The sequence below is a fragment of the Halomicronema hongdechloris C2206 genome (assembly GCF_002075285.3).
Taxonomy (GTDB): Bacteria; Cyanobacteriota; Cyanobacteriia; order Phormidesmidales; family Phormidesmidaceae; genus Halomicronema_B; species Halomicronema_B hongdechloris.
The window spans coordinates 1,773,530-1,793,327 of the sequence record NZ_CP021983.2; the positions used below are offsets into that span (position 1 = coordinate 1,773,530).

Genomic DNA, 19,798 nt, shown 5'->3' on the forward strand with positions numbered 1-19,798 from the left:
CCTCTTCATTGTCCCAGCCCCCAGGCCACAATGGAACCACAGGCCAAGGAGATAGAGAATAAGCAAACTCCCCTTCTGCCTTCCGCCTTCCCTTCGGCTTCGCTCAGGACAAGCTGCCTTCTGCCTTCTGCCTTCTGCCTTCTGCTGTAACGTCTAAGCTGACCAACGTCGCTAAGTCCACGCCTATGTCTGCCTCTGTACTGTTCCACCTGGCCTTTCCCGTGGCCAACATTCCCCAAACCAAGGAATTTTACGTTGAGGGCCTGGGTTGCCTTCCTGGCCGTGAATCCCCCAGTTCCCTGATCCTCAATTTCTACGGCCACCAGCTGGTGGCCCACGTCAGCCAGGAGCCCCTGACGCCTCAGCGGGGCATCTACCCGCGCCACTTCGGCTTGGTCTTTCCCCAGGCAGCCGATTGGGACGCGCTGCTGCAGCGGGCCCAAGATAAACACCTCACCTTTCATCAACCGGCCCGCCGCCGCTTCCCCGACTCTCCCCTAGAACATCGCACCTTCTTCCTGGAAGATCCCTTCTATAACCTGCTGGAGTTCAAATACTACTGCGATGCCAGCGCCATCTTCGGCCAGACGGCTCTGGCCCAGATCGGGGACTCTGAGTAGCGTCTGTTTAGACCACAACTGGCTCATCCGCTCCCCTGCTCCCGCTGCAACCTGACGCTGTATGTGGCAAGTTGCTGGGAAGATACCGCCAGCCCCTAACCGATTTCATAACCCTTGCTATGGATCCTTGGGGTGGCTGGCTCCTTAGGCTTACGGCATGGGCTGTTCTAAAGGAGTGCCCGACCATGGCGAAGCCTCCTGCTCAGCAGCCCCTGTTGTACGCGAGCAGACAGGAATTCAATGGCAACACGACTCTGTGAATTGGTGGAGCAGGTGTTAACGACAGGCTATCTGGATGTGCAGACCGAGCGGCAACTCAAAGCCCTGTTACGTCAAGAGCATAAACCTGAAGATTTCGATGCCTTTATGAATCTACAGTGGGCGGTGATGGATGGCCTGGTCATTCAGGAATCACGAGAACGCTACCGTCAGCAGCTGCAGCGATCAAAGCGTGCTTGAGTCTATTTCTCAAAGCTCGGTATTACCTGGCTCAAGGCAACCATCGGTAAAAACGGACTAAAACTGGCTTGCCACTGCAGGCAGCAGTGTCGCGGCCGCTATTTGTCGAGCACTTGCTTATGGACTACGTTGCCCTGGGCATCAATGTCGTAGACGATGGGGACCCCGGTCATCAGTTCTAGACCCGGCACCTCCTCGGGGGCTAGCCGATCCAGATACATGATGATGGCTCGCAGGGAGTTGCCGTGGGCGGAAATGAGCACATTGTCCCCCTGCTTCAGATGGGGCAAGATGCGATCGCAAAAGAACGGCACCGCCCGATTCATGGTGTCCTCCAGGCTCTCACCGCCGGGGGGCCGCACATCGAAGGAGCGCCGCCATTCCTGCACCTGTTCCTGGCCAAACTTTGCCGCCGTTTCTGCCTTATTCAAGCCCTGTAGATCGCCGTAGTAGCGCTCATCCAACTTGGAGGACGGAAAAATCGGCAATTCCTTAGTTGGGTCTACCTGGTAGCGATCCCAGCCGTGCCAGTCCGGGTCATCGGCATCGTGCTTGAAGATGGGGGTCTTACCGCCGCAGATGTCATCGCACTCGGTCAGGCAGATCACCGCCGTCTCCATGGCCCGAAACAGCAAACTGGTGTAGCACACATCGACCCGATAGTCCCGCAGCTTACAAGAGGCAATGGTAGCCTCCGCCCGGCCTCGCTCACTCAGGGGCACATCCACCCAGCCCGTAAACAAATTATCGGCATTCCACAGACTCTGACCGTGACGCAGCAGAATTAAGATTGGCATGGACTGAATATCCTTAGATGAACGCGGTATCGATAGGCTCCAGGTCATGGCCGTCAAACCCTTGCGGCGATGGGTGGTGGGGTGGCTCACCCTCGTCGCTTCAGGATTGTATATCGTCTCCGATCGCATCATTGCCGTCTACGTCATCGCCACCCCATGAAAACCATTGGCCTCATCGAGGTTTTCTCTCTGAATTTACCCTTACCCTCATTCATCCAGCTGGCCTGACGACTCCGCGAAGTGCCAACTCGCCAGAGAGAACTCCTTTTTAAGATCTGCCTTCCCACTTATAAGAAGTGTTTAAGCCCTTCCAAGAAGGATGAAAGTCTTTCTTATACTTGAGAACCCCTTTCTAAGATCTGCCTTCTCCTTTCTAAGATCTGCCTTCTCCTTTCTAAGATCTGCCTTCTCCCTTTTAAGATCTGCCTGCTGCCGAGCGACAATCGCCTTCGTCCAAGCCATCCCATGGAGGAGCATGGGTCATTTCCTACGCATCCTGCCGAGGTTAATGCTCTGGATTCCCGCCGCCGCGGGAATGACGGTAATGAAGGTTTCTCAGACACCTAACTGAACACAAAAACAAGTCCCGTCATTCCGGGCAAGGGCAGCGCCACCCGAATCCAGTCAAACCCAGTCCAGACAGTCATGTAGAGTGGGCATTGCGGCTCAGTGATAGGCATCACGACTCATCCCAGTTGCCATGCCAGCCCCACCTCCTACCTGCTGAACTACACGTCCCTGGTGGCCATCCGAGTCGTTGCAGTGTGGCGCAGATATTCAGAGTCTGAATCGGGCTGCTAGAGACCGGAGGCCTGAAGGATGGCCTCAGCGGTGAGGGTTAATTTGGGAAAGGTCATCGAGGTGATGCGATCGCAGCCGCGAAACTGCTGGAGTTGGTATTCGCCATTCTCTAGGGTGTAGACCGAAATGGTCGGCGTTTTGGGCGAGCCAATGTAGCGAGTCGCGCCCACTGCCAAGTAATCCACGATCCAGTATTCCAGAATGCCCAGTGCTTCATACTCAGCCAGCTTATAGAGATAATCATCCCGCCAGTTAGTTGAACTGACTTCCACCGCTAGTTGGATGGGGTCTTCCAGCGCCGCATACGCTTTTGGGTCAGACGTCCAAACGGCTTTATCAATGACACTGACATCAGGCGTCCGACCTTGCACTAAGCCGTCATCGCGTCGGGTTTTGACCGAAGCAAACCGTGAGACTTTGTAGTTGAGCTGGTCGCGCCTGACTTCATCGCGAAAGGCATCGTAGATGAAGTCAGCAACATCATCATGGGCGCGGGTTGCCATTAATTGAACTCGCTCACCGTTCACCAATTCGTACCGGTTACCATCTTCTGGCAGCGTCTCCAGAAATTTCAGGAAGCTAAGTGGTGGGGCGATCGCTGGAGTCATGATGACGAATGGCCTCAGCTATGTCTTGGTAACAGCGGGGTGTGCCCTTAGTTTAACGATAAGGGTGGAGTGGTTGTGTGTTGGGTATGACTCACAGGATTGCCCTGAGGGTGCTTAGCACAACAGCAGGCAATGTCCGCCCTACTCCTGTCTCCTCCCTTTTCTCTTTGCTCCGCACGTGCATAGCCAGACATCCCATGGGGGAGCATGGGTCATTTCCCGGGCGATAACCGTTATCCCCTGGCTCCGCGAGGACCCATGCTCCGGGTAATACTGGGACCTACCCAATTCTCGCTTCAATGGGGCCGCTCATTTAGAGAGCGGTGCGACCCACTATGATGTGCCGCTTACTCAGAAGGCCTGGGCTTCAATGGGGCCGCTCATTTAGAGAGCGGTGCGACTCTTTTTCACCAATTTTCGAAGAGGCGAGGAGCAAGCTTCAATGGGGCCGCTCATTTAGAGAGCGGTGCGACGCAAAGAACAAATAGATCAGATGCCGGTTATTGGCTTCAATGGGGCCACGCAGAGCATGGGGTGAGTTCCGCTTTGCAAGATCTTCCTGCATCTCAGAATATATCACCTGCAAGATCGGCCTTCTCCCTTCTCGCAAGTGTCCTCTGCCGAGCGCCAAGCGCCCTCGTCGGAGGCCAGTGACCAGGCCTATGATGGCCTGCTGGACAAAGAGAAACAGCTCAATGCCCTCTCAGAGCGCATGCTCCTGGCCGTCGCGGTGCAATACGGCAAAGACAGCTACGAATATGAAATGGCCGGCGGCACCCGCACCAGCGAGCGCAAACGTTTAGGGTAACGACATTGGCATGAGTCGGCTAGAGAGCCCCCCAGACCCCACCGGCCTGGGGGTTTTGCTATGGATAGCATTACCCAGAATCCAGGCAGAAGACTACGCCACGATTCAAACCCTCCCACTGCATTGAGCTCTAAGACCGCTCTGGACATGGGCGACGAGTTCGACAATTATTCCCCTACTAGGTTTCGGCTGCTTGAAATAAGGAGTCATCCCTTCTAGACCTCATCCTCTGTAGCCGGAGAGACTGCAAAGCCCTAATGCAGGTGGCCCATAGCCGGGGCCTGAAGCTGATCATCGATTAAGTAACGATAATCATCGGATCTCGCTAGACTAACGGTTAATAAGGGTGGCTCGACCGTTCATAACCAACCATGACCAAACGTGTACTGGTGATTGATGACGATGAAAGCCTACGCTGTCTCTTGCAAAGTTGCATTGAGGATCTGGCGGGTTGGACAAGCCCTGACAGCGGCCTCGGGCCGGGAAGGAATTGTATTGGCCAAGTCGGCCCAGCCTGATGTCATTCTGCTGGATGTGATCATGCCTGATATGGATGGAGCCGCCGTCTTTCAAGCCCTGCAGAACGATACCCGTGCTGGCAAGATTCCCGTCCTATTCCTTACGGCCCAGATATTGCCCAGTGATCACCAGACCCTGTTGGATTTAGGGGCCACTGGGGTCATCACCAAGCCCTTTACACCGTCGGGACTGCTGAGTCAGATAGCTAAGCACCTAAATTGGTAAGCAAAAGGCGGAGAGCGGAAATGGGGTGATGGGGTGATGGGGTGATGGGGTGATGGGGTGATGGGGTGATGGGGAGTGAGTAGCGTGGGTCGTTTTACTGAAGCGAGGGAGGTCATGAGTGGCCAGGAAAGGACCCACGGGGGAAAGAGAGGGCGGAGGAAAGTGATGAGTTTTGAGTGTTGAGTGTTGAGTGAGTGAATGTTTTGGTTCCCTGTCAAACGGTGGATGGGCGGGCGAGTAGGCCGATAGCAGATAGAGGGTAAGGGGACAGGGCAGTAGCGCGGGAAAAGGCAGAAAGCAGAGGGCAGAAGGCAGAAGGCAGAAGGCAGAAGGCAGAAGGCAGAGGGCAGAAGGCAGAAACATACCCCTTGCCTCCTTGCCGATGCGGCGCGATCTATCACGGCTCACCGATATGCCCTTCCGCAGGTCCAGGGCAGCGGTTTGCCCTGGTCGTAGGAGTCCGAGGGAAGCGAAATTCCCTCGGATGAGCGCTTTGACTGGTGCAAGTAAGTGTGGTCTTACCGAGGTCTATCATGCCTTGCCGATGCGACGCGATCTGGAACGACCAACCGACAGGCTCTTCCGCAGGTCCAGGGCAGTAGTTCGACTTCGCTCACTACGAGCGGAGCCGCTTTGCGAACACTACAAGCAGTTCGACTCCGTTGCTCCTGCGGAGCCGCTTTGCGAACACTACAGGCGGTTTGCCCTGGTCGTAGGGGGCCGGGGGAAGCGAAATTCCCCCGGGCGAGCACCCCGAGCTACACGATTAAGTGCGGTCTTACCGTGGTCGACCGCGACTAATCGACTAAAGCAGATCCCGATGCTGAAAGGGCTTGGCCTGGGTGCCGGAGTAGGTGGCGACAATGTGGCCATCACCTACCAGCTGATACTTATAAGTGACTAGGCCTTCTAACCCCACGGGTCCACGGGGCGGCATGGTCTGGGTGCTGATGCCGACCTCGGCCCCGAAGCCATAGCGGCAGCCGTCGGCGAAGCGGGTGGAGCAGTTATGATAAACACCGGCGGCGTTGACGCGATCCATGAAGCTGGCAGCAGCGGCCTCATCCTCAGTAATAATGGCTTCGGTATGGCGAGAGCCGTAGGTATTGATGTGGTCGATGGCGGCCTCTAGGGAATCGACCACCTTGATGGCTAGGATGCGGGCGCTGTATTCGGTGGCCCAATCACTCTCACTGGCAGGGATGATGTCGGGCAGGAATGTCTGGGTGGCAGCATCGCCTCGCAGGTCCACCTGCTCCTGTTGCAGGGCGGCGGCGGCGGTGGGTAGAAACTGGGGGGCAATGGCGCGATGGACCAGCAGGGTCTCGATGGCATTGCAGGCCGAAGGGTAGCCGACTTTGGCATCGAGTGCGATCGCAACTCCCTTCTCCACGTCGGCAGCAGCATCCACATAGAGATGGCAAATGCCCTCGGCATGACCCAGCACCGGGATACGAGTATTGTCCTGCACATAGCGGACGAAGGCATTAGAGCCCCGGGGAATGATCAAATCGACATATTCATCTAGGGCTAACAAGGCTCGGGTTTCTTCCCGAGTAGTGAGCAGCTGCACCGCCGCCGAATCCAGACCCACCTGTTCCAGTCCCTGCTGAATCGCCGCCACCAGGGCGCGACAGGAGCGCACCGCCTCCTTACCACCCTTGAGGATCACCCCATTGCCCGACTTCACCGCCAAGCTGGCAATCTGCATCACCGCATCGGGGCGCGACTCGAAGATCACCCCCAGGACTCCCAAGGGACAGGTAATCCGTTTCAGCACCAGGCCCTGATCCAGCTGCCGGTGAATCTGCACCTGCCCCACCGGGTCAGGCAGCTGGGCCACGTTCCGCACCCCGGCAATGGCGGCTCGCAACTTGACCGCATCCAGCTTCAGCCGGTCATAGAGAGGTTGGGCCAGGTGACTGGCCAGGGCCGATTCGCAGTCGGTGGCATTGGCCGCCAGAATCTCAGCCTCGGCGGCTGCCAAAGCCTGGGCCATGGCCTCAATGGCCTGATTCTTCACGGGCGTGGATAAGCTCGCTAGCGATCGCGCCGCCTGTCGCGTCTGCTGGGCCACCTTGGTCAGGGAAAAAGCGGGTTGCTGGAGAGAAACTGGACTCTGAAACGCTGTCATATTCACTACATACCCTTGCCATTTGCCAGTCTAGCAGACCCCTTAACGGGAACATAACCTCAGGGATTCTGGCATAGATCTTGGGCTAGGGTTCGTTTCGCCTGCTGCCACAATGCCTCTAGTTCTTCTAGGGAATAGTCCGTCAAACGGCTGCTGAGCCCTCTGTTCCACCTGGGCGAAGCGTTGAATGAAGCGGCGATTCGTCCCCTGCAACGCCGCCGCTGGGTCTAGGTCATACCAGCGGGCCAGGTTCACCAGGGTAAACAGCAGATCCCCCAGTTCCGCCTGCTGTTGCTCCGGGGATTCCTGGGCCAGGGCCTGGCGAAACTCTTGCAATTCCTCCTGGAATTTATCCCAAACGGCATCGATAGTGTCCCACTCGAAGCCGGCCGCCGCCGCCTTTTTAGAGATCTTCAGGGTGGCCATCAGCGGCGGCAGGGTGCGGCTGTATTTGCGTAACTTGGGGGTGAGCCGGTGGGGGTCGTGGGTTTGGCCTTTCTCTTGAGCCTTGATTCGGTCCCAGTTGCGGTGGACTTCCTCCACATCTTGCACCTGCACCTCGCCAAAGACATGGGGATGGCGCCGGATTAGCTTTTCGGTGATACCCTGGGCCACCTGGGCCATGGCGAAATCCCCGGCCTCGCTGGCGATCTGGGCCTGCAGCACCACCTGTAACAATAAATCGCCCAGTTCCTCTGCGATCGCATCTCGCTGCCCCTGCTGAATCGCATCCACCACCTCATAGGCTTCCTCGATCACATAGGGCATCAGACTCTCCGGCGTCTGCTGCAAATCCCAAGGGCAGCCCTCTTGGGGATGGCGCAACTGGGCCACCACCTCGATCAAGTGCTGCAGGGCCGCCAAAGCCTCGCCGTGCCGATCCCCGTTTACCTCAGCCATCGTGCCTCCTATCAATGTGCTGTTAATCCCGATGCTCTAACATTCAAGCGGCAAATTTTGCTGCCCCCTAGCTTCCTCGCCCCCCAGCAACTATAGATGGCCTTGCTTCAAGAACAGGTATGAGTGTGCTGGTGCCAACAGTCACTCTCAGGACAAAAACTGCCACTCCTTAAAGGTTGCCGCCTGTCCCACCCGTTTCCCAGTATCGTCCACCACATTCCAGATGATGGCCCGCTCAATATAAAACCGCCGCCCCTGACTAGAGATCCGCACCCCCCGATAATTATCCACATAGCCCTGGGCTTCCAACTGGGCTAGCATATTGGTCCGCTCCTGGCGATGCATTGGTTCCGCTGTATGGCGAGACGGGGTCTGGGTAAACCGGTCCCAGTTCAGCTGCCACAGATCTAAGGCCGCCTGATTGCCATAGTTCAAGACCGGATCGGCCTGGGTGCCGTGGGAGACCACCACCCGAGGCGCCCAAAACAACTGCCTCGCCGCCTCAGGGGCCGCAGCCGCCAGCGGCAACAGGTCCTGGCCCAGCCAATGGCGATAGCTGGCCAGCAACCGCTGGGACCAATCGATGATATCGGGCCGTTGCCAGAGGGGCTGAGACATCATGGTGAGAGTATTAAGTCCGTTCTGGTAGCATCAGCATTGGGACCGGGGGCCTGCGTGAACCACTTTCTCATAAGCATCACCATCATCGCCGCGGTCGCTGCCCTCGACGCTGCCGCCGCAGACTCGACACCAACCAATCGCTAACCGAATGGCTCAGGGCTCCCAGCTCAATGCCACAGACCAGAGCCAGCCACTGGGGGGCAAACTGCCGCAACCCCAAGGTCATGCCCTGACCAATATCTGCCCAGGTGACCTGGGCCCGGCCCAGACTATTGAGCACATCAATAATAATCAGCCCCAACAAGCCCAACCATAGGGATAGATACAGCACTCGCAGAGTAGTGCCGATGATGGGGCCATGGGAGAGGCGGGAGCGATGGCGCAGGCTACCGCGATAGGGCAGCCAAATCCAGCGGAACCAACCCCAGCGCTTGTACTGCACCGAGTGAATGTCCAAGTCGGGGCCAAACATGAAGCCGCCAAAGAGATACCCCCCCCCGACAATGCCAGTCAGCCAGGGATCCAGGGTAATTCGCGACGCCACTAATAGCACTAGCGGCAAGCTCCAAAGAGTGATGCGATCGTGGGTGCGTCCAGAGGGCATGGATCAGGTGTATCAGCATCAGCCCCTGGGGTCAATCCACCACCTCATACGGGTTTCTCAAATCCATGCCAAATGGGGTGCATCAAATGACCGTCTCTTTGGTACCATTAATATCCGTGCCACCCCGGGCGGTTAGCTCAGTTGGTAGAGCGCCTGCCTTACAAGCAGGATGTCACTGGTTCGAGTCCAGTACTGCCCATCGTCAACTGTACGGTGACGCATTATTTGTCATCAGTGACAGATTCATGTCATCAAACAACTGGTGACTTATTAGTGTCGTCTTACCATGCCCACCTAGATTTTGTAAGGCAGGCGCTCCTTTCAACTCGCTGAAATTTATTTCTCCTAAGGATTTTGTTTAAGCTGTCGCGCATTTAAAATACATTAACATCGTTTCCCTTATTCTTGAGCTTGCGGTCCCACTTTATAATCAACTCTCCCTCATTGAGTAGCTTATTTACCAGAGCCTCAAGCTCTTCTATAGACTTAAACAGACGACCAGAAATATATTCCTTTGCCGAATGCCAAACTAATTCTATGAGGTTATAGTCCGGACTGTATTCGGGTAGAAACTCTAACACCAAATGGGTCTTCCGGCTAGGGTATGCAATACAGCCCTGAAAATCGCTATAATCCTTACGGCGCAGGATTTTGCGGCATTCGTGACTCTGTTTAAGTTTCTAAGACCTACAAGTATTGCTACATAAGGGATTCGAGGTTTTTAGTAATGCAGTCAGCATAGTTTAGTCCAAAGAGTCACATTTCTTGGAAATATCCCAAAACTTGCTCCCACAATTCTCTCCTTATCTAATGAGGACAAAAAGGTTGTGCAGTTATACGCAGGAACTGCTGGAAGCCATGGACCCCTTATGCCTTTGAGCACCTGATTAAGCAGCTTCTGGAGGCTATGAACTATCAGAACGTGACCGTCACTTCCCCATCAAACGATAAGGGCGTAGACGTTGTAGCAGATATTGAGCTGGGGATCACCTCCGTTCGGGAAGTCGTTCAGGCAAAACGTCAAAAGACCAACACTCAACGTCCGGTGCTGGATGCCTTGAGAGGCTCTTTGTATCGGTTTCAGGCGGTGCGAGGCACCATTATCACCACGGGCAACTTTTCAAAGGGCACCGTACAGGTAGCTTTTGAAGCGGGGGAACTGCCAATCACCCTGATTAACGGAGAAAAGCTGGTTGATCTGCTGATTGAGTATGGTCTTGGCGTCCGTAACCGTACTATTGAGCTGTTAGAGCTGGATGCCGATGCTTTCGTCCAATCTGAAGAGAGTTTAGATGACGGGTAGATTGGAGCCATCAGGGCTTAAATTGTGATAGGACTGCTCAAGGCATCAAATCGCGGGGATAGCCTAATTGCCCAGAATCTTCGACAACATTGAGCAGCATTTTCACCCGGCCCTATGTAGCGCCTTAGGTTCGGCATACCGGGCTGATTTTTGCGTGGGCTACTTCAACCTGCGGGGTTGGGATGAAGTGGATTCTCAGATTAACCAGTTTGCGGGTGGGGAAGGAGCCTGTTGCCGTCTCCTGATTGGCATGAACAAGCTGCCCCAGGAGGAACTATACGAGTCGCGAAGCCTCCTCTCTAGCAAGGGCGGTATCGACAACCGGAAAGTCATCCAGCTCAAGAAACGCATTGCTCAGGAATTCCGTCAGCAGCTCGCCATCGGTATCCCTAGCGATCGCGAGGAGGCTGCCCTCCGCAAGCTCAGCGCCCAAATTCGCGCTAAAAAGCTGGTCGTTAAGCTATTTCTCAAGCACAGCCTACACGCCAAGCTTTATCTGGTTCACCGCCAGGATGCTCACAGTCCGATTGTTGGCTTTCTGGGGAGCAGTAACCTGACGTTTTCCGGCCTGTCCTACCAAGGCGAGCTAAACGTCGATGTGCTCGACCACGATGCCTGTGAGAAGTTGCAGCGATGGTTTGACGATCGCTGGAATGAGTATTGGTGTTTTGACATCTCGGAAGACCTTGCAGATCTCATTGACTCAAGCTGGGCGAGGGAACAGCAGCCACCGCCTTACCACATCTATCTCAAGATCGCTTACCACCTATCTCAGGAAGCCAGGGCAGGACTGTCGGAATACAGGATTCCCCGCGATATTGATATACAGCTCTTTGAGTTTCAGAAGGCAGCAGTACAGATTGCCGCTCACCACGTTAATCGACGGGGAGGCGTGCTGATCGGCGACGTGGTGGGCCTAGGGAAGACGCTGGTGGGGGCGACCCTTGCCCGCATTCTGCAAGATGACTTCTTCCTGGAAACGCTGATTATCTGCCCTAAGAACCTGGTCTCCATGTGGCAGGACTACGTAGACAGCTATCGACTATTAGCCAAGATGCTATCCATCAGCCGGGTACAAAACGAACTGCCGGAGCTGCGGCGCTATCGCGTTGTGCTCATTGATGAAAGCCACAACCTGAGAAACCGGGAGGGGAAGCGCTATCGGGCGATTCAGGAATACGTGGCGATGAATGAGTGCCGCTGCATTCTGCTGTCGGCCACCCCATACAACAAGACTTATTTGGACTTGTCGGCCCAACTGCAGCTGTTTGTCTCGGAAGACAAAGACTTGGGCATTCGCCCTGAAGGACTACTGGACCAGATTGGCGGCGAATTGGAGTTTATTCGCAAGCATCAGGCAGCGGTGCGATCGCTGCGGGCCTTCGAGCTGAGCGAGCACGCTGATGACTGGCACGATTTGATGAAGCTTTATATGGTGCGCCGCACCCGCAGCTTCATTCAAAACAATTACGCCGAGGTAGAGGAGCAATTACCGCTGGAAAAAGAGTGGCAAAATCGGCCCCCTCGTAAGTATCTAGAATTTCCCGATGGGCGGCGGGCCTATTTCCCAGAGCGACAACCTAAGACCCTCAAGTTCCAAGCTGAAGATGAGAGCAGCCCTTACGCCGTGCTGTACTCCGAGGCCGTGGTGGAAGCTATTAACGGGTTCAATCTGCCGCGCTATGGGCTGGGGAACTATGCCATCTCGACCCGTAACCGCAAGCTGACCGCTGATGAAGAACGGCAGCTTAAGGGCTTGTCGCGGGCCGGTAAACGACTGATGGGCTTTAGTCGGACCAACCTCTACAAGCGGCTGGAAAGTGGTGGTCCGGCCTTTATTCAATCGCTGGATCGCCACATTCTGCGGAACTACATCTTTCTCCATGCCATTGAGCAAGGCTTAGACTTGCCGATCGGGAGCCAGGAAGCGTCGCTACTGGACACTCGCAACAATGACGAGGATACCGATGCGCTGGTAGCCAGTCTGTTTGACGTTGAAGCTGAAGACGAAGACATGGCAACCGAAGCGGCGTTAGACCTGGCCGATGCCGACTATCGACAACGGGCGGCAGAGGTGTATGAGCAGTATGCGACCCGTTACAAGCGGCGTTTCAAGTGGATCAAGCCCGCCCTGTTCAAGGTGGCGTTGAAGAAGAGCTTGCTGGCCGATGCCCAAATCCTCACCACCATTCTGAAAAACTGTGGCACCTGGCAAGCTACTGAGGATACCAAGCTGACGGCTCTGATTGAGCTGCTGACCCTGAAGCATCCCGATGAGAAGGTGCTGATTTTTACACAGTTTGCCGACACCGCTCGCTATCTCACCGATGAGTTAAAGCGGGCAGGCATTGAGCAAATCGAGGGGGTCACCGGCGACTCCGACAACCCGGCAGCTGTGGCGTGGCGGTTCAGTCCTAGGAGCAATCACAAACCGATTCCAGCCGCAGAGGAGCTACGGGTACTGGTGGCTACCGATGTGCTGAGTGAAGGTCTGAACCTGCAAGACTGCGCCATCATCGTGAACTATGACCTGCCCTGGGCGATCATTCGCCTGATTCAGCGAGCCGGACGGGTCGATCGCATTGGGCAAACGGCAGATCAAATCCTCTGCTATTCCTTCCTCCCCGTGGAAGGGGTAGAACGCATTATTCGGCTGCGGAGTCGCCTGCGGCAGCGACTTCAGGAGAACGCCGAGGTGGTGGGCACGGATGAGGCATTTTTTGAGGATGACATGGACGAGCAGACCATCCTCGACCTGTATCATGAGAAGTCCGGCATTCTCGATGGTGAGGCTGACTCGGAGGTGGACCTGACCTCGGAAGCCTACCAAATCTGGAAGAATGCCATCGATGCTGACCCGACGTTGAAGCCGACCATTGAAAACCTACCGCCGGTGATTTACTCCACCCGTGCTCACGCCCCCACATCAGGGCAGCCAGAGGGCGTGTTGGTATACCTAAAAACGCCGGAAGGTAATGACGCCCTCGCCCTCATCGATCGCGAAGGCAAGAGCATTACCCAGTCCCAGCTCGCAATTCTGCGACTGGCGCAGTGTGAATCCGAAACCCCCGCGATTCCCAAAGACCCCGACCACCACAAGCTGGTGAGCGAGGGCGTCAAGCACATTCTGAAAGAAGAGAAGAGTTCTGGCGGGCAGTTGGGGCGACCCTCCGGAGCCCGCTTCCGCACCTATGAACGTTTAAAGCGACATGCTCAGGCAGTTAAGGGCACCCTATTTGAGTCGCAAGATCTGTTGAACGCGATCGATTTGATTTATCGTCATCCCCTGCGGCAGACGGCAACTGACCAGCTCAATCGCCAGCTCAAGAGCGGCATTGATGATCATCAGCTGGCGGATTTGGTGGTGGCACTCTACCAGGATGAACGGCTTTGTTTGGTGCATGAAAGCGAGTCTGACTGCGAGCCGCAAATCATCTGCTCAATGGGATTGTTTCAAGCCAGGTAAAACAGAGTCAGGAGGTGACAGCACATGACAATTACCACCGCTAAATGGTCACTGGATGAATATCACCAGATGATTGCGGCCAACATTTTGGCGAAGCGTCGGGTGGAGTTGCTAAATGGAGAAATCGTTGAAATGGCACCCGAAGGCCCCGAACATGCCCAGACCAGCACCGATGCGGCGGACTATCTGCGGGGGCTGCTGGGGGCGAGGGCGCTGATTCGAGAAGCTAAACCCATCACGTTGCCCAACAGCGACTCTGAACCAGAACCGGATATCGCCATCGTCCATCCTCGGCGGGAGCTGTATCGCACGCGCCATCCCTATCCCGAAGATATTTTTTGGTTGATTGAATATGCCAACACCAGTTGGGTCAAGGATTCTGAAGTGAAGCGACCGACCTATGCCCAGGCGGGGATCCCGGAATATTGGATTGTCAATCTGAAGCGCCTTACTGTGACGGTGCTCTGGCAGCCAGAGCAAGGGGACTACCCGCAAGCAACGACCCTGACCCAGGGCACACTTACGCCTCAAGCCTTTCCTGAGGTGGAAGTTTCGGTGCAGCGACTGATCGAGGGCTAGGGGAAATGACCCGTCAACTGCAACGAGAAACCGTATTAATCAAGGTCAGATCGGCCCGCACCACCCTAGAGGCGATGGGGGTGCGATCGCTGCATCTGTTCGGTTCTGTGGCGCGTAACCAGGCGACTCAGAGCAGTGACGTTGATTTCGTCGTCGAATTTTCTCACCCGGTGGGCTTTTTTCAGCTCTTACAGGTGCAGCACTATCTGGAAGATCTGCTAGAACGCCCGGTGGATGTGGGCACCCTCGCCGCCCTAAAAGCCCATCTACGACAACCTGTACTAGAGGATATGATTTGTGTCTTCTAGAGACTGGCCAGAGCGGGTGCAGAACGTTGCTGGCGACTACTGAGTGAATGGCACTGACATAAGCCGTATCAAGCAACTAGTTTAGCTTTCGCAACCGAGCGCGGTTCTTGCATTCTGGGGAACGGTTTGGGGCGACGTTTGACCACTCGGGGTTCTGAGCGGTGCGGTCGAAAAGGGATAATCAACTCCCGCACAGCGTTTAACAAGGCTTGGTAGCCTTGCGGTCGCGCAGATGGCGAGAGATGCAGCAACTCGGGTCGGAAATGATTGAATTGTTGCCGCGTGCCCTGTAGGGAGAGCCGCAAAGCCCCGACCTCGGCATCGGCGCCGGCTTCCCACATCAGCGTTCGCAGCAGATTGTAGGCCAACAAATGCACCCAAATACTTTTAGTCACCATGGTAGGGGTTTTGGCGGCAACCATCTCCATGGCTAAGGTGGTTTTGAGATGTCTGAGATTGACTTCAGCGGCTTGCCAACGCAACTGATAGAGTTGGGCCAATTTGGCTCTAGGATAGCGTTTGGGGTCTATCAAGGTGGTCACTACCACAAAGTTGCTCGGGCGAAACCCAGGGACTTGAATCGAGAGATAGACTTCGCGCACCTCAAGCGCCTCGGGCAACGCCTCAAACTCCTCCGGTGAAAGGGCATGAGGACATTTTTTCGGGCGCTGCCACCGGACGATGTGGTCGCCAATGCCTAGCTTTTTGCCGCGCCTGAAATCACAACGGCGTTGATGATGCTTGCGAAAGACGGCATCGGCTCCCATCGCGGTGACTCCAGCCAAATCGACATAGGTGCCGTAAGCCGAATCGGCCACCACCACATCCTCTGGGCACAACGTCTGATAGAGGTGACGGGCTAAGCGCCATTCACTGACCCGAAAGGGAGCCATTGCGACTTCCAATACCGCTCCTGTGGTCACACAAAACCACACTTGCAGCTTCAGGAGGGGAAAGCCACAGCCGCTCTTTTGATTACTGTGCTGGGGATACGCCCGTTGATTCACTTCGGTATCGCTCATCAAAATCGTCGTCGCATCAAACGCCCTCACGACCCGACCGCACCACCGCTGAGCTGGGGATACCTGCGCCTGTAAAGCCGTGGCGACGCGCTTTACAAGCGGTGGAAAAATCGATTCGGGCCAGCGTTTGCGGGCTTTGCTGTAGGCGCCCGTATCCGCCGACGGCACGCTCAATCCAGCCACCCGCATCCAGGTCGTCACGCGCTTGACAGCATGGCTCAAACTGCTGTCCGAATCGAGAACTTGCGACAGCCAACTCCACAGCACCACTATCGGGGTGTAAAGCACTTGGCGATAAGTGACTCCCTGGGCCTCCAGCACCGCCTGAATCTCTGCTTCCGGCAGCACATCGCTAAACGGTAGACCGATGCTGTTCTGGTATTGCTCCTTGAGGACTGCTGCACGATTCGGCATCATAGAGACATGGTTATGGGCTTCGACGCTTTGATTCTTACAGATCAAGCGCTTGAAGCCTTTTTTGCTCTCTTATGTCAGTGCCATTCACCTCGCGCTTATCTTCTTGCCGGTACACCAGCACTGTCGTGATGTCGTCAGGATCGAACCGCAGCGACACTGTTTCCCCGGCATATCCGGCCAGGTACTCTCCTCGAAACATCAGATTCTCAAACTGAAGATATCCGCCCCGCTGCACCGTCCGGCGGCTGGCCTTCATCAGACACATATCCAGGTGGCGTTCCTCGATTACGTCTGGGACATCCGGTAGTCCAGCCTCCCAACGCTGGAAGCGCGTCTGATCTCCCATCCGAGCATCCACAGTCTGGTTATAGTTGTCGCAGATAAATCGAACAATCAGGTGCTCTATTTCGCGTAAGGTCAGGCAGGCTTCTTTATCGGCCTCTTTAGGCCGCTGCTGAACGTTGGATCCGGTATAACCCGGCAAAGTAGAAAATAACTGGTCGTTGAGAGCCCGAAAAACCCGCTCGACAATACCGCCCTCGGGGGGGCGATCGCGCAGATGGCAACTAAAGCCAAGATCAGCTCCAATCCGCTGGATATGGCTAGAGCGAAAGTCCTTTCCACCGTCGGTATAAAAATGCTGAGGCTTACCGTAAGTGCCCCACTCGCAGTTCAGCTTGTAGTCTGCGCCATACTTCTTGGGCAGGATGGCATGGCGCAGTGCCAGGGCCACCACCTGTGAACTGGGGGCATCAAACCCGACTTTGACCCCCATTACGCAGCGAGAATAACTATCCACAACCGTCGTGAGCCAAGGACGTCCAACAGGTTCCCCATACTGGTCGACTAGCAGCACATCAGCAGGAGTATGGTCACACTGCCACACATGGTTGCTGTACTCAATCCCTAAACCTTCTCCATCACGAGTTTTTACCGAGAGGGTAGATCCTCTCCAGCCTGGACTGCGAATACTTTTAGCTTTTTCCTTCCGCTCAATAATTGGCTTTAGCACCCGCAGCACCGTTTTGTAGCTAGGCGGCTGGTCGTCTCCTATTTCGCGAGCTTTGGCCTGAACCCTGACAGCTACCTGCTTCGGCTTCATCCGCTTGCTGCCCTTATTACCCGCCTCGTAAGTTTTGACGATGAAGCTTTGCCAAAACTCTGAAATGTGGTGCTTGCCCTGGTCAGATCTGCCCGAGGAAACCAAAGCAGCAACTCCATCTATCTCCCAGCGTTTAACCAGCCGCTGCACTGTCCGAACTGAACAGCCGAGCTTTTGGGCCGTATCGCGGAGTTCGTCGCCGTAGGTGGTGCGATCGCAAGGCTCAAGTAAAGACTGAATTACCTCTAACTTTCGCTGAGCCTCCTTGTCCAGGGCTTCCACGATGGCATGACCCGCTTTTTTACTCAGATCACCACCCGAGTTTGCTTCTCCTTTGGGAAAATCTAGCGTCCTCCGAGTAACATCCAGCACCATAAGCAAGGTCCTCAAAGAACAACATGCTCACTCTGACTAAGCAGAGCCTCTAGAGCAAAGCAGCTTGGTAGTTCAAGTGTATTATACGCAAAGAACCTAAAACGCGACACCCATTTTGTCACTTAGAATCTTTTGCTCAAAAACAAAAGCGACACACTATGTGTCACTTTTTCGGGACGCGACAGCTAATTTGTCCTAAAAATATGAGGGGTAGCAGATTGCTGACAGGCAGGCCTGGCTTCTAGAATGCCTAGCGTGAAAGGATTACAGGCTGACGACAGGAATTTGTCCCGATGACATCTAGAAAGTCACTGTACAAAAAAGCTGCAAAAACAGCCATAAAGATACTCAAAGGAACCCTTGCGGGCCTTCCTAGTGCGACAGAGTTGGTGCAGGAATCTTCCAAGTTGTTGGTTGCTATCTCGACGCTGTTGGCGATCGCTTAGTGATACTGACAAGCTTTATCTCAAAATAAGACTCAATCAGACTGGAGAAACTGACGCACTTTCAGTAGACCCACAATTAAGTTTCTACGGAACTATCTCACTGTCCCTATCCAGGGCCACCGAGCACAGAGATTATCCTAAGATCTGCTCGCGCATCTTCACTCTGCCAAGTGTTTCCTGATTGACTCAGTGCCAAAATCATCCCTCTGGCTGGTGTTCGGCAAACAGCTGATCCAGCTGGCGCTGCATGGTCTCGCAAACCCTGTGATAACACGCCTCGATATAGGCCTCATCGTGGGCGGCGGCGAGGCCACAGCGCTCAAAAATAATAGGCGGACACACCCGGGTGTGCAGGGGGACCGGCAGAGGCAGATTGGGTAGGGGTCCCGGTGAGAGCCCCCAGGGCAAGCCCAGATAGAGGGGCCACACCTCAGGATCTAGGCCGAAGAGCCAGGGTAGGCCCCAACGATGGAGTTGGGCCAGGTAGGGATAGAGATCGGCCAGCACAATTAAGGTGTCGTGGGCGCCGTAGGATATCAACGGGACAATCGGCACCTCTTCCAGTAAGGCCAGCTTGATGAAACCGGTATTGTGATAGAAGCAGATGCGATCGCGTTGACTGTGGGGACGAAACACATCCCGCAGTCCCCCTGGATAGATCAGCAAACTGGCACCCCGCCGTAGGGCTGCCACCGCCAGCTGGGAATTGGCCTGGAGAGTACCGACCTGGGTAGCCAGGCGAGCCACCCCCGGTAGTAACCTCCAAATGCTAGGTTCCATCAGGGCATAGACCGGACGATCAGGGCCAAATCGCCGCAGCCAGTCGTAGGCCATCATCACCGTATCGGGAGCGGCCAAGCCGCCATTGTGGGACCCGATTAACAGCACATTGCCCGTCTCGGGGATGTGCTGCCAACCATCGGTTTGGACTCTAAAATAGTGACGATAGAGCCATCCGTAGAAGGGCAATAACGCGCTAATTGTATCCGGGTCACGGTCGTCTAGGGACCAACCAGTCAGGGTATCGGCAGGCGCCAGCCGCGCCCGAACGTACTGCTCGACAACAGTAGCGGCGGCTTTGAGAAAATCGCGATCAAGGGCCATAGGAGGATACGTGTCAATGTCTGATCTTGCTTCCCCCGCCAGCGACCCGGCCACTGCGGGGTCAACCCGCTTTCTGGTGGTTGGCTATGGCCATCCTGAGCATCGCGACGACGGCATTGGGGCCCAAGTGGTGGCTCACCTGGCGGCCAAGGACTATGCCCATGTCACGACTGTAGCAGTGCCCTCCCTGAGGCCAGAGCTCTCTGGCAAACTGGCAGCAGCCAGCCATGTCATCTTTGTGGATGCCTGTAAAACCGAAGCCACGACCCCGGTAAAAGTCACGCCCATTGCTCCCTATGGGGTAGAAACCTCGGGATCGTCAACGCCTGCCCTCGGCCACAGCTGTGACCCCGCCTCCCTGCTGGCCCTGACAGCCTCTGTCTATGGCCGGGTGCCCCAGGCTTGGTGGATAGAAGTCCCCGCTGTCGACTTCGGCCCCGGCCAAGAGTTATCGTCCTTAGCCCAGGCCGGGGTCGCCGCGGCGTTAGCGCACATTGAGGCTCTGATTCAAGCCAACCGCTAGTCCCTCAAGCAAACGGCGGCCTACTGTAACAACCTTGCCGACAGCAGGGCTGCTGCG

Annotated in this window: 18 protein-coding genes, 1 tRNA gene and 2 pseudogenes; 10 read left to right on the forward strand and 11 right to left on the reverse strand. The window is 55.6% G+C overall.

Going from position 1 to position 19,798, the window contains the following annotated elements; genetic code table 11:
* The first annotated feature begins 185 nt into the window (after positions 1–185).
* Positions 186–620, forward strand: coding sequence for a VOC family protein (locus tag XM38_RS08005; RefSeq protein ID WP_080806020.1), 435 nt, complete (start codon positions 186–188; stop codon positions 618–620).
* A gap of 240 nt (positions 621–860) precedes the next feature.
* On the forward strand, positions 861–1,079 hold the full coding sequence (locus XM38_RS08010) for a hypothetical protein (RefSeq protein WP_080806018.1): 219 nt from the start codon (positions 861–863) through the stop codon (positions 1,077–1,079).
* Positions 1,080–1,177: 98 nt separating this feature from the next.
* Here XM38_RS08010 and XM38_RS08015 read toward each other — a convergent pair whose 3' ends face one another.
* The 3 genes from XM38_RS08015 to XM38_RS08020 form a co-directional block, all read right to left on the reverse strand.
* Positions 1,178–1,876: a 2,3-bisphosphoglycerate-dependent phosphoglycerate mutase gene (locus XM38_RS08015; RefSeq protein ID WP_080806016.1), complete on the reverse strand. Its 699-nt coding sequence runs from the start codon at positions 1,874–1,876 to the stop codon at positions 1,178–1,180.
* 300 nt (positions 1,877–2,176) lie between these two features.
* Complete coding sequence (locus XM38_RS25850) at positions 2,177–2,353, reverse strand: hypothetical protein (RefSeq protein WP_187329329.1); 177 nt, start codon at positions 2,351–2,353, stop codon at positions 2,177–2,179.
* 320 nt (positions 2,354–2,673) lie between these two features.
* Positions 2,674–3,285 (reverse strand): Uma2 family endonuclease, encoded by a 612-nt coding sequence (locus tag XM38_RS08020; RefSeq protein WP_088429474.1) that lies wholly within the window; start codon positions 3,283–3,285, stop codon positions 2,674–2,676.
* Between the two features lie 610 nt (positions 3,286–3,895).
* Here XM38_RS08020 and XM38_RS08025 point away from each other — a divergent pair.
* The gene (locus tag XM38_RS08025; protein ID WP_080806012.1) at positions 3,896–4,093 is read left to right on the forward strand and encodes a hypothetical protein; all 198 of its coding nucleotides are present in this window, start codon (positions 3,896–3,898) and stop codon (positions 4,091–4,093) included.
* 402 nt (positions 4,094–4,495) lie between these two features.
* A complete protein-coding gene (locus tag XM38_RS08030) occupies positions 4,496–4,837 on the forward strand; it encodes a response regulator (RefSeq protein ID WP_256995551.1) in 342 nt (113 codons plus the stop codon).
* Between the two features lie 805 nt (positions 4,838–5,642).
* Here XM38_RS08030 and XM38_RS08040 read toward each other — a convergent pair.
* From XM38_RS08040 to XM38_RS08055, 4 genes and pseudogenes are all read right to left on the reverse strand, one after another.
* Positions 5,643–6,971: a glutamate-5-semialdehyde dehydrogenase gene (locus XM38_RS08040; protein ID WP_080806008.1), complete on the reverse strand. Its 1,329-nt coding sequence runs from the start codon at positions 6,969–6,971 to the stop codon at positions 5,643–5,645.
* Positions 6,972–7,030: 59 nt separating this feature from the next.
* Positions 7,031–7,871, reverse strand: a pseudogene (gene mazG / locus XM38_RS08045) (nucleoside triphosphate pyrophosphohydrolase).
* Between the two features lie 147 nt (positions 7,872–8,018).
* Positions 8,019–8,492: an MEKHLA domain-containing protein gene (locus XM38_RS08050; RefSeq protein ID WP_202978851.1), complete on the reverse strand. Its 474-nt coding sequence runs from the start codon at positions 8,490–8,492 to the stop codon at positions 8,019–8,021.
* An 82-nt stretch (positions 8,493–8,574) separates the two neighbouring features.
* Positions 8,575–9,096, reverse strand: coding sequence for a metal-binding protein (locus XM38_RS08055; protein WP_088429478.1), 522 nt, complete (start codon positions 9,094–9,096; stop codon positions 8,575–8,577).
* A 126-nt stretch (positions 9,097–9,222) separates the two neighbouring features.
* Here XM38_RS08055 and XM38_RS08060 point away from each other — a divergent pair.
* A tRNA-Val gene (locus XM38_RS08060) sits at positions 9,223–9,295 on the forward strand.
* A 175-nt stretch (positions 9,296–9,470) separates the two neighbouring features.
* On the opposite strand, the pseudogene XM38_RS08065 reads toward XM38_RS08060, so the two are convergent.
* Positions 9,471–9,677, reverse strand: a pseudogene (locus XM38_RS08065) (transposase); the annotation flags it as partial.
* Between the two features lie 326 nt (positions 9,678–10,003).
* Between XM38_RS08065 and XM38_RS08070 the strand changes: the two are divergent.
* The 4 genes from XM38_RS08070 (at position 10,004) to XM38_RS08085 (ending at position 14,752) form a co-directional block, all read left to right on the forward strand.
* Positions 10,004–10,399 (forward strand): restriction endonuclease, encoded by a 396-nt coding sequence (locus XM38_RS08070; RefSeq protein WP_391540780.1) that lies wholly within the window; start codon positions 10,004–10,006, stop codon positions 10,397–10,399.
* A 67-nt stretch (positions 10,400–10,466) separates the two neighbouring features.
* The gene (locus XM38_RS08075; protein WP_088429480.1) at positions 10,467–13,865 is read left to right on the forward strand and encodes a helicase-related protein; all 3,399 of its coding nucleotides are present in this window, start codon (positions 10,467–10,469) and stop codon (positions 13,863–13,865) included.
* A gap of 24 nt (positions 13,866–13,889) precedes the next feature.
* Positions 13,890–14,444, forward strand: a complete 555-nt coding sequence (locus XM38_RS08080) for a Uma2 family endonuclease (RefSeq protein WP_080806001.1) — start codon at positions 13,890–13,892, stop codon at positions 14,442–14,444.
* A 5-nt stretch (positions 14,445–14,449) separates the two neighbouring features.
* Positions 14,450–14,752, forward strand: a complete 303-nt coding sequence (locus XM38_RS08085) for a nucleotidyltransferase family protein (RefSeq protein WP_225889228.1) — start codon at positions 14,450–14,452, stop codon at positions 14,750–14,752.
* 68 nt (positions 14,753–14,820) lie between these two features.
* Here the strand turns inward: XM38_RS08085 and XM38_RS08090 are convergent, their stop codons facing one another.
* From XM38_RS08090 to XM38_RS08105, 3 genes are all read right to left on the reverse strand, one after another.
* The gene (locus XM38_RS08090) at positions 14,821–16,191 is read right to left on the reverse strand and encodes an IS4 family transposase (RefSeq protein WP_080813551.1); all 1,371 of its coding nucleotides are present in this window, start codon (positions 16,189–16,191) and stop codon (positions 14,821–14,823) included.
* Positions 16,192–16,225: 34 nt separating this feature from the next.
* Positions 16,226–17,668, reverse strand: a complete 1,443-nt coding sequence (locus XM38_RS08100) for a Mu transposase C-terminal domain-containing protein (RefSeq protein ID WP_202978852.1) — start codon at positions 17,666–17,668, stop codon at positions 16,226–16,228.
* 644 nt (positions 17,669–18,312) lie between these two features.
* Positions 18,313–19,218 (reverse strand): lysophospholipid acyltransferase family protein, encoded by a 906-nt coding sequence (locus XM38_RS08105; RefSeq protein WP_080814250.1) that lies wholly within the window; start codon positions 19,216–19,218, stop codon positions 18,313–18,315.
* A 16-nt stretch (positions 19,219–19,234) separates the two neighbouring features.
* On the opposite strand from XM38_RS08105, the gene XM38_RS08110 reads away from it, so the two are divergent.
* Positions 19,235–19,741, forward strand: a complete 507-nt coding sequence (locus tag XM38_RS08110; RefSeq protein WP_080814252.1) for a hydrogenase maturation protease — start codon at positions 19,235–19,237, stop codon at positions 19,739–19,741.
* Positions 19,742–19,798 lie beyond the last annotated feature (57 nt).

Excerpts from the sequence above, each read along its gene's own strand:
- XM38_RS08020 (WP_088429474.1), bottom strand. The coding sequence starts at position 3,285 with ATGACTCCAGCGATCGCCCCACCACTTAGCTTCCTGAAATTTCTGGAG.
- XM38_RS08030 (WP_256995551.1), top strand. The coding sequence starts at position 4,496 with ATGAAAGCCTACGCTGTCTCTTGCAAAGTTGCATTGAGGATCTGGCGG.
- XM38_RS08050 (WP_202978851.1), bottom strand. The coding sequence starts at position 8,492 with ATGATGTCTCAGCCCCTCTGGCAACGGCCCGATATCATCGATTGGTCC.
- XM38_RS08005 (WP_080806020.1), top strand. The coding sequence starts at position 186 with ATGTCTGCCTCTGTACTGTTCCACCTGGCCTTTCCCGTGGCCAACATT.
- XM38_RS08040 (WP_080806008.1), bottom strand. The coding sequence starts at position 6,971 with ATGACAGCGTTTCAGAGTCCAGTTTCTCTCCAGCAACCCGCTTTTTCC.
- XM38_RS08110 (WP_080814252.1), top strand. The coding sequence starts at position 19,235 with ATGTCTGATCTTGCTTCCCCCGCCAGCGACCCGGCCACTGCGGGGTCA.
- XM38_RS08010 (WP_080806018.1), top strand. The coding sequence starts at position 861 with ATGGCAACACGACTCTGTGAATTGGTGGAGCAGGTGTTAACGACAGGC.
- XM38_RS08085 (WP_225889228.1), top strand. The coding sequence starts at position 14,450 with ATGACCCGTCAACTGCAACGAGAAACCGTATTAATCAAGGTCAGATCG.
- XM38_RS08090 (WP_080813551.1), bottom strand. The coding sequence starts at position 16,191 with ATGATGCCGAATCGTGCAGCAGTCCTCAAGGAGCAATACCAGAACAGC.
- XM38_RS08055 (WP_088429478.1), bottom strand. The coding sequence starts at position 9,096 with ATGCCCTCTGGACGCACCCACGATCGCATCACTCTTTGGAGCTTGCCG.
- XM38_RS08100 (WP_202978852.1), bottom strand. The coding sequence starts at position 17,668 with ATGGTGCTGGATGTTACTCGGAGGACGCTAGATTTTCCCAAAGGAGAA.
- XM38_RS25850 (WP_187329329.1), bottom strand. The coding sequence starts at position 2,353 with ATGCTCCTCCATGGGATGGCTTGGACGAAGGCGATTGTCGCTCGGCAG.
- XM38_RS08015 (WP_080806016.1), bottom strand. The coding sequence starts at position 1,876 with ATGCCAATCTTAATTCTGCTGCGTCACGGTCAGAGTCTGTGGAATGCC.
- XM38_RS08080 (WP_080806001.1), top strand. The coding sequence starts at position 13,890 with ATGACAATTACCACCGCTAAATGGTCACTGGATGAATATCACCAGATG.
- XM38_RS08105 (WP_080814250.1), bottom strand. The coding sequence starts at position 19,218 with ATGGCCCTTGATCGCGATTTTCTCAAAGCCGCCGCTACTGTTGTCGAG.
- XM38_RS08070 (WP_391540780.1), top strand. The coding sequence starts at position 10,004 with ATGAACTATCAGAACGTGACCGTCACTTCCCCATCAAACGATAAGGGC.